Genomic DNA, 8,535 nt, shown 5'->3' on the forward strand with positions numbered 1-8,535 from the left:
ATACTGGCCCGTTGGTCAAGCGGTTAAGACACCGCCCTTTCACGGCGGTAACACGGGTTCGAATCCCGTACGGGTCATCTTAAAAGCAGTTTGCATATGCAAACTGCTTTTTTTGTTTGTAAACGGAGTTTATTCTTTTGTCTAAACTCTATTTTTCATTTTTCTATGATTTCCTCGCCTCAAATTACATTTCTTATAGCACATCCATAAACGCTTGTTCTAAATTTCGAAAAAAAACCTACAATAGTAATAACGGCATACTGTTTGTACAAAAGGAGGGGAATGCGTGAAAAAAATTGTTTGGTGGTCCATCGGAGTTTTTCTTGTGTATGGAGCGTGTATTTGGGTGTATTTATTCTATATAAGCGATACCTCTATTCCACAATCATTAAAAGGCACCAGCGTAGACCCGGCTACGTTTATGAATACACGAGAACTTATGTTAACCGAAAAATATTCAAAAATTAGAGATGCGCTCTTTTTTATCCGAATTCCATATGAGTGGCTAGGGTTTATTTTAATTTTAGTGTTAGGTGTGTCTAAGAAAGTTAATAAGTGGTCTAAAGATGTCAGCCGTTTCAGTCTTCTCCAAACTGCTATTTATGTATTTTGGTTATCCGTTCTGCTGMTGATCTATTCTTTTCCTATGGACTGGATTAGCTATAAGCTTTCAAAGGCTTATCATATTACGACGCAACCTTTCCAGGGATGGATGAAGGATCTTTTTACAGATTTTTGGGTGAACTATGCCACCATGTTTTTAGTGATTGCTGTGTTATATGCATTCATTCGTAAGTTTTCAAAAAGATGGTGGCTGTATGCGTGGCTAGTATCTATTCCATTTACGCTATTTTTGACGTTTATTCAACCAGTGGTTATCGATCCGTTATATAACGATTTTTATCCATTAAAGAATAAAGAGCTGGAAACGAAAATTTTGCATTTAGCAGACGAAGCTCATATACCTGCTAAGCATGTATATGAAGTAAACATGTCTGAAAAAACGAACTCCCTTAATGCATATGTGACGGGAATAGGTTCTAATTCAAGAATTGTGTTATGGGATACTACTCTTAATAAATTAACGGAACGTGAAATTTTGTTTATCATGGCGCATGAAATGGGTCATTATGTAAAGAAACATATTTATGTGGGGATTGCTTCAGCATTAGTTTTATCGATCGTAGGCTTATGGCTAACGAAACATTTAGCCAGCTTTGTGATTAAGAAATGGGGGAAAGCATTAAAAATTACTTCTCTTAGTGATTTAAATTCTTTACCGCTTATTCTACTTATTTTTTCTATTCTTACATTTGCTGTGAGTCCGTTAACAAATATGCAGTCGCGTCATCATGAACTTCAATCTGACACGTATGCTATGGACTTAACAGGAGATAAGCAAGCTGCTATTAAAACGTTTCAGGACTTAACGAAATCAGGACTATCTCAGGTAAATCCGCCGTATTTAGTGAAGATTTTCCGATATGGTCACCCAACAATACTGGAAAGAATTTCATTTGTTGAGAAGTATGAAAGAAATGAATAAGTGATATAAGAAAAAGTAAAGGATATATGAAGCCTTTTATACGTAGGTATTAATAGAAAAGCCTCCTTGCGAGTAGGAAAAAAATTCTAAAAGGAGGTTTCATTTTCGAAAGTACTGTTATATAATAACGTATGTAAAATAAAAACTGTTTTATAACAATAGGGAGGAATAGTTATTTGTGATTGAAAAGATAGCAGTCAAAATTCTCAGCGTATATTCACCTCAGCTAAGTCTTACTACATGTCCTTCACCTACTTACTTATTTCATCTACGTTCTTGCTAACATTATGGCAAGCTGCTAATTTACTTCATCATGAAACAGACATATTCTAACTGCTGCGTTTTATATTTTTATGAATATAGAATTTTAAATTCATTAGGGGGTATAAAGAATGAAAGACATTCGTGTAAAAAACCTTGAAGAGAACTGGAAAAGCGATGAGCGTTGGAAAGGAATTGAACGTCCATATTCTGCAGAAAAAGTCATTGGGCTAAGAGGGTCTATTGATATTGAACATACGCTTGCTAGAAGAGGAGCTGAAAAGTTCTGGAACTTATTAAAAACAGAGCCATACGTTCATGCCTTAGGAGCTTTAACAGGAAATCAAGCAGTACAACAGGTAAAAGCAGGGCTAAAAGCAATTTACTTAAGCGGATGGCAGGTAGCTGCAGATGCAAATCTTTCAGGAAATATGTATCCTGATCAAAGTTTATACCCGGCAAACAGCGTGCCGCATGTTGTGAAACGAATCAATCAAGCGCTGCAGCGTGCTGATCAAATTCAGCATTTAGAAGGAGAAGGGGATATCGATTACTTTGCTCCAATTGTAGCAGATGCAGAAGCAGGGTTTGGAGGACAGTTAAACGTATTTGAACTCATGAAAGGAATGATTGAGTCGGGAGCATCTGCCGTACACTTTGAAGATCAATTATCCTCTGAGAAAAAGTGTGGTCATCTCGGCGGCAAGGTATTGCTTCCAACTCAAACCGCTGTGAAAAATTTGATTGCTGCTCGTTTAGCTTCTGATGTAATGGGTGTTCCAACACTGCTGATCGCTCGTACCGATGCTGATGCCGCTGATTTAATTACAAGTGATGTTGATCCTGTAGATCGCCAGTTTATTACAGGTGAACGCACCGCTGAAGGTTTTTATCGCACGAGAGCCGGAATCGATCAAGCTATTGCTCGTGGCTTAGCATATGCGCCATATGCGGATCTAGTGTGGTGTGAGACGTCTGAACCAAACTTGGAACAAGCACAAAAATTTGCAGATGCTATTCATGAAAAATTCCCAGGTAAAATGCTTGCTTATAACTGTTCACCATCTTTCAACTGGAAGAAAAAGTTAGATAAGAAAACGATTGAAAAATTCCAAAGAGAAATTGCAAAAATGGGCTACAAGTTCCAGTTTGTTACGCTTGCTGGCTTCCACGCTTTAAACCACAGTATGTTTGAGCTGGCACGAGGATATAAAACAAGAGGAATGGCAGCTTATTCAGAGTTACAAGAAAGAGAGTTTGCTAGTGAAGTAAATGGATATACAGCTACAAGACATCAGCGTGAAGTAGGAACGGGCTATTTTGATGAAGTGGCACAAGTAGTTTCTGGTGGGACTTCTTCTACAACAGCTTTAAAAGGTTCCACAGAAGAAGAGCAGTTTCAGACGCATGAATAACAAAAAACCTATGAGTGGAATGGTCGGTTACGTCCACTCATAGGAAAGATTCTACTAAAAAAGATTCTTACAGGTGTAAGAATCTTTTTTTATGTAGTAAACACGATTTAACAGACAGCTGTTCTTCCTGAGAAGAAAGGATCTGCCTGTTAAACGTACATATAAATCGTTAATATGAATTAAGCTCCTGAAATATTAAGTAGATGTTTGAAGCAGGGATTGGTACTGTGCTGATAGCTCATAAAAAGCAGTTTCATCACGCTGATCTAATGCCGTGTTAATGTTTGTTTCTAACAGTTCTTTTTGACGCTTAAAAAGCGATTCATCAATTACCATTTCGATATAAACATCCAACATACTCACAGTATCAATTACTTTTTTCTTGCGAGCGAGGGACTTCATCATTTCCGTGTACGATTTTTCATTGTTCATACCTCATCACCTCTGCACCCTTTTTATTATTATATAGATTAAAAGGAGAAAAAACAACTAATTTTCTAAATTTTTAGATTTTTATTTTCAGAAATGATAAAGTAAAAGAGAAACGCTATTTTTGTTTTTATCAATTGACTATTTGGTTTAAAAATGAGTGCTTGGGGGCGAAGAAATTGAATCATTTAAAAAAGCGTACGGTAACGATAGAGGATTTGTATGAACTGAAGTCTGTGTATAATCCTCAGATTTCCCCAGATGGTAAAAGTGTAGTTTATACGGTCCGAGAAACGAAGAAAATAGAGAACACGTATGAGACGCAGCTATTTCTGCTAGATCTTGAAACGAAAAAAACAAAGCAATTAACCTACTGTAAAGGAAACAATCATTCTCCAGTATGGTCCCCTGATGGCAAGTGGATTGCTTTTTTATCCGGTCGCAGTCAGAGCGTTCAGCTCTATCTATTAGCAGCGGCAGGAGGAGAAGCAGAAGCACTCACAGATCTTGAAAAAGGCGTTAGCAATCCGGTGTGGTCTCCTTATAGTGACGAAATTATGTTTTCTACAAAAGTAGGAGAAAAAGCTGTAAGAGTTGAACAAAATCATGAATATCCTCAGCCTTACGAAGTGGAGCGTCTATTGTACAAATCCGATGTTAGCGGTTATTTAAAAGGTGAATATGCTCAAGTTGCCGTCGTTAAACTTAAAAACAAAGAAGTGACGTTTTTAACGGATGGACCTTATCATCACTCTGTTGGGTGCTGGTCCCCTGATGCAAACTCAATTGTATTTTGCAGCAGCCGAGGAGAGAATCCGGATTTATCGCTAACGATGGATGTGTTTATTTTGCATCGTGATACTAAAAAAGTAACATCTATTACAGCGGAAACAGGATATTTTCATCAAGTTTCGTGGTCACCGGATGGGTCATACATAGCATACATTGGAAATGAACGTACATACGGATCGGCTTCAATGAATGACATATATATTTATCAGATCTCTAACCAAAAAACAGCTTGTATCACTGCTGGTATAGACTTAGAAATAGGAGATATGGTAGCAGGAGATTTTCACTTTGGTAGAACCGCAGCGGGAATTATGTGGGGCAGTAATGAAGAATTTTATTTTGTCGTAAGTGAAAAGGGTTCTGTAGGCATATATAAAGGAAATGTGAATGGAAAGCTAGACTCTGTACTTATGGATAATGCTCACGTATATGAGGTATCTGTTCTTCCCAATTGTGAGGAAGCTATCGTGGCAATCAGTACATTTACACATCCCGGAGATCTTTATTCTCTAAATTTAAAAACAGAGGAATTAGTGAAGCTGACAAACGTTAATGACTCATTTTTAAAGCATGTGCAGCTTACACAAGCAGAATCTTTTTACGCCACTTCTACGGACGGTATACATATCCACAGTTGGGTAGTAAAAGCTGCTGCTACCAATGATGTATCTCCAACCATTTTAGAAATCCATGGAGGTCCGCATCTTATGTATGGTCATACATTTATGCTTGAATTCCAAGTACTTGCATCAAAAGGGTTCAATATCCTCTTTTCTAATCCAAGAGGCGGCAGAGGATATGGTCAAGCATTTACAGATGCGGTTCGAGGGGATTACGGAGGCATGGATTATACGGATTTGATGGCAGTGACCGACGAAGCAGTGAAGCGCTACTCTTATATTAATGAAGATAAGCTTGGTGTAACAGGAGGAAGCTACGGAGGGTTTATGACAAACTGGATTGTAGGAAGTACAAATCGGTTTAAAGCAGCGGTAACGCAACGGTCTATTTCAAATTGGACAAGTTTTTACGGCGTTAGTGATATTGGCTATTATTTTACCGAATGGGAATTAAAAGCTGATATTTATGAAAATCCGGAAAAACTTTGGAACCACTCGCCGCTTCGTTTAGCGGAGAATGTTAAAACACCGCTGTTAATCTTGCATAGCGAACAGGATTACAGATGTCCAATTGAACAAGCTGAACAGCTTTATGTGGCCCTGAAAAGAAAAGATAAAGAAGTAGAATTTATTCGTTTTCCTCAGTCTAATCATGAACTTTCTAGAAGCGGTAAGCCTAATTTACGAACGGCGAGACTAAAATATTTAACAAGCTGGTTTAAACGTTATTTAAAACAGTCTCAGTAAAAAATGCATGGCTGTTCAACCAAATATGTATGTGTAAATAAAGGCTGTATGGCAAGCGTAAAAGGACAGGAAAGGTAAAACGCTGTAAAACTTTTGTTTGGTAAAGGAAAGTAGTACAATAAGTGAAAAGTAGCACAGTTGTTTAAATAAGGAGAACATTCGATGGATTTTGAAACATTAAAGCATTATTTGACGTTAGACGGCGTCCTCGAGTTATTAAAACAATATCAATCATTTGGAATCATTCCAGGGCTGCTGTTGCCTATTTTAGAAGCGTTTATCCCTATCTTGCCGCTTTTTGCGTTTGTAATGGCCAATGCTGCTGCTTTTGGCTTATGGTTAGGTTTTTTAATTTCATGGGTTGGCAGCTGCGTTGGATCACTGCTTGTCTTTTTGATTTTTAGAAAATATGGACAGGCGAGGTTTTTACATTTCATCAGCCGGCATGCGCAAATTCGAAAGATTATGATTTGGGTAGAAAGACACGGGTTCGGACCGCTGTTTATTATGCTTTGCTTCCCTTTTACCCCGTCTTCGGCAATTAATGTAGTAGCAGGGCTATCACGTGTTAGTATGGCTCAGTTTATGCTGGCTGTATTAGCCGGTAAAATGGTGATGATATTTATGATGAGCTTTATTGGGGCCGATTTTGTTTCATTTGTGAAACAGCCTCTGAAAGCAGTACTTGTTTTAGTCATCATTTTTGTTCTATGGCTTGTTGGAAAACAAATTGAACGAAGATTAAATGAAAAATCTAAAGTGAAACAGTATGACAAATAGTTTGTTTATATATAACAAATAGTGATGAAAGACTGCTTTTTAATAGGCAGTCTTTTGTTATACATACAGCCAAAAGGGGTATTGTAAACTATAGAAAAGCCTTTTCTTATAGGGATACAACAGCATTTTTGAAAGGATCTTAAAATTTTTCTTAAAGAAGTTATTTGTCTGTTTATTCGGTTGGCAGAACAATGCATATACAGAGTATCTGTCCAGCAATGAACAAGTTTTTTGTTTATCAATTATGAAAAATATGCTAAAATAAAAGAAAAAACTGGGAATAAATTAGACGTCTATTCCTAGTTGCACCTAAGTAATGAACCCTTTGTTTTCTAAAGATATACATGTTTTTTCTCAACATGTATTATCACCTCATGTATTTCAAAACGTTTTCTTAAAAATTATATGAATGATTTTTGAGCTTGACTACTAAGATGTAAGTAGAGGGATCATTACTAGAAAAGCACCGAATGATCATTAAGACGTGCTTGGCGTCGTTTTGAGGAGGGGAATGCGCTACTAAGATTCAAGCGACTTGCTGATTAATCGTTGTTAGTAAGCGTCTTATAGCGCGGGTGACATGAGATTAAAAGATAAAGTGGCAATTATTACGGGTGCAGCAAATGGATTAGGGTTCGAAGCCTCTCGAATATTCGCACAAGAGGGTGCAAAGGTCGCTATGGTTGACTACAATGCAAAAACGGGAGAAGAACGAGCAGCTCAGCTAAAAGAAGAAGGCGGAGATGTAGCATTTTTTCAAGTGAACGTAGCGGATCGAGACAGTGTAGATGCAATGGTAGAAGAAGTAGTGAAACGCTACTCTAAAATAGATATTTTAATTAACAATGCAGGTATCACCAGAGATGGAATGCTAACCAAATTATCAGTTGAAAATTTTCAAGCAGTAATCAACGTAAACCTTACAGGCGTTTTTCACTGTACACAAGCAGTGGTACCGCATATGATTGCTCAAGGTAAAGGGAAAATTATTAGCACATCTTCGGTATCTGGCGTCTATGGAAATGTTGGTCAAACAAACTATGCGGCGACAAAGGCAGGCGTAGTAGGAATGACAAAAACATGGGCTAAAGAGCTGGGACGAAAAGGAATTAATGTAAACGCTGTAGCTCCCGGGTTTATTGAGACGGATATGGTGAAGGCGATGCCAGACAAAATCATTGATCAAATGAAATCCACTATTCCTTTACAAAGATTAGGTCAGCCTTCTGACATTGGTTATGCTTATCTGTATTTAGCATCTGATGAGTCCAACTATATTAACGGTACAACACTTCATGTAGATGGTGGAATCATGATGTAAAAGTAGAAAATAATTCGCTTTTCTAAAACTTTTCAGTGGTCTTTTGACTACTGAAAAGTTTTTTTGTTGCATCCAGCWTTTCACATATCGGCAAAGTGGAATTTTGTCTGCAAGTTCAGTAAAATAATAAGGAGAGAGATAGAGAGATTTAGATGATTATCACTATAAAATTTTGACGACTGCGTCACGTGTTTACGTGGCGTTTATCCATTTTGTACTTAAACAAATGAAAACATAGAGAAAAAAATGAAGGGGTGAAAACGTGGGGCTACAGTTTTTATTAGGACGTTCAGGAAGCGGGAAAACGGAATATCTTTTAAATAGCATGCGCCAAGAGCTGTTAAATGCTCCGCTTGGGCATCCACTTATTTATATTGTACCTGAACAGATGACATTTCAGTCGGAGTATGCGCTTGTTCAAACACCTGGGTTAGAAGGCATGATGCGTGCTCAAGTTTATAGTTTTACACGTCTTGCATGGCGTATCCTGCAAGAAGTTGGAGGTATTAGCCGCTATCATGTGGATCAAACAGGTATTCATATGATGCTTAAAAAAATTATCGAACATCAAAAAGAAGAGCTTCGACTGTTTGCGAATTCTTCAGAACAAGCAGGGTTTATTGA

6 protein-coding genes, 1 tRNA gene and 1 pseudogene are annotated in these 8,535 nt (G+C 37.6%); 7 read left to right on the forward strand and 1 reads right to left on the reverse strand.

Going from position 1 to position 8,535, the window contains the following annotated elements; translation table 11 throughout:
* Positions 1-5: 5 nt before the first annotated feature.
* From AC1DRF_RS11850 to aceA, 3 genes are all read left to right on the forward strand, one after another.
* Positions 6-77 (forward strand) — tRNA-Glu (locus AC1DRF_RS11850).
* Between the two features lie 209 nt (positions 78-286).
* Positions 287-1,546 (forward strand): M48 family metallopeptidase, encoded by a 1,260-nt coding sequence (locus AC1DRF_RS11855; protein WP_477740807.1) that lies wholly within the window; start codon positions 287-289, stop codon positions 1,544-1,546.
* 392 nt (positions 1,547-1,938) lie between these two features.
* Entirely contained in the window at positions 1,939-3,222 is a 1,284-nt protein-coding gene (gene aceA / locus AC1DRF_RS11860; protein ID WP_427075758.1) for an isocitrate lyase, read from the forward strand.
* A 195-nt stretch (positions 3,223-3,417) separates the two neighbouring features.
* On the opposite strand, the gene AC1DRF_RS11865 is transcribed toward aceA, so the two are convergent.
* Positions 3,418-3,654 (reverse strand): IDEAL domain-containing protein, encoded by a 237-nt coding sequence (locus AC1DRF_RS11865; protein WP_028412421.1) that lies wholly within the window; start codon positions 3,652-3,654, stop codon positions 3,418-3,420.
* A gap of 176 nt (positions 3,655-3,830) precedes the next feature.
* Here AC1DRF_RS11865 and AC1DRF_RS11870 point away from each other — a divergent pair, with 176 nt between their 5' ends.
* The 4 genes and pseudogenes from AC1DRF_RS11870 to AC1DRF_RS11885 form a co-directional block, all read left to right on the forward strand.
* Entirely contained in the window at positions 3,831-5,810 is a 1,980-nt protein-coding gene (locus AC1DRF_RS11870; RefSeq protein WP_427075757.1) for a S9 family peptidase, read from the forward strand.
* Between the two features lie 162 nt (positions 5,811-5,972).
* Positions 5,973-6,590 carry a TVP38/TMEM64 family protein gene (locus tag AC1DRF_RS11875; RefSeq protein WP_013081701.1) on the forward strand — a complete coding sequence of 206 codons (618 nt, stop codon included), beginning with the start codon at positions 5,973-5,975 and terminating at the stop codon, positions 6,588-6,590.
* 580 nt (positions 6,591-7,170) lie between these two features.
* Positions 7,171-7,911: a 3-oxoacyl-ACP reductase FabG gene (gene fabG, locus AC1DRF_RS11880; protein ID WP_427075756.1), complete on the forward strand. Its 741-nt coding sequence runs from the start codon at positions 7,171-7,173 to the stop codon at positions 7,909-7,911.
* Between the two features lie 262 nt (positions 7,912-8,173).
* Positions 8,174-8,535 (forward strand): annotated as a pseudogene (locus AC1DRF_RS11885) (helicase-exonuclease AddAB subunit AddB); the annotation flags it as partial.

Source organism: Priestia sp. P5_B4 (assembly GCF_056400385.1).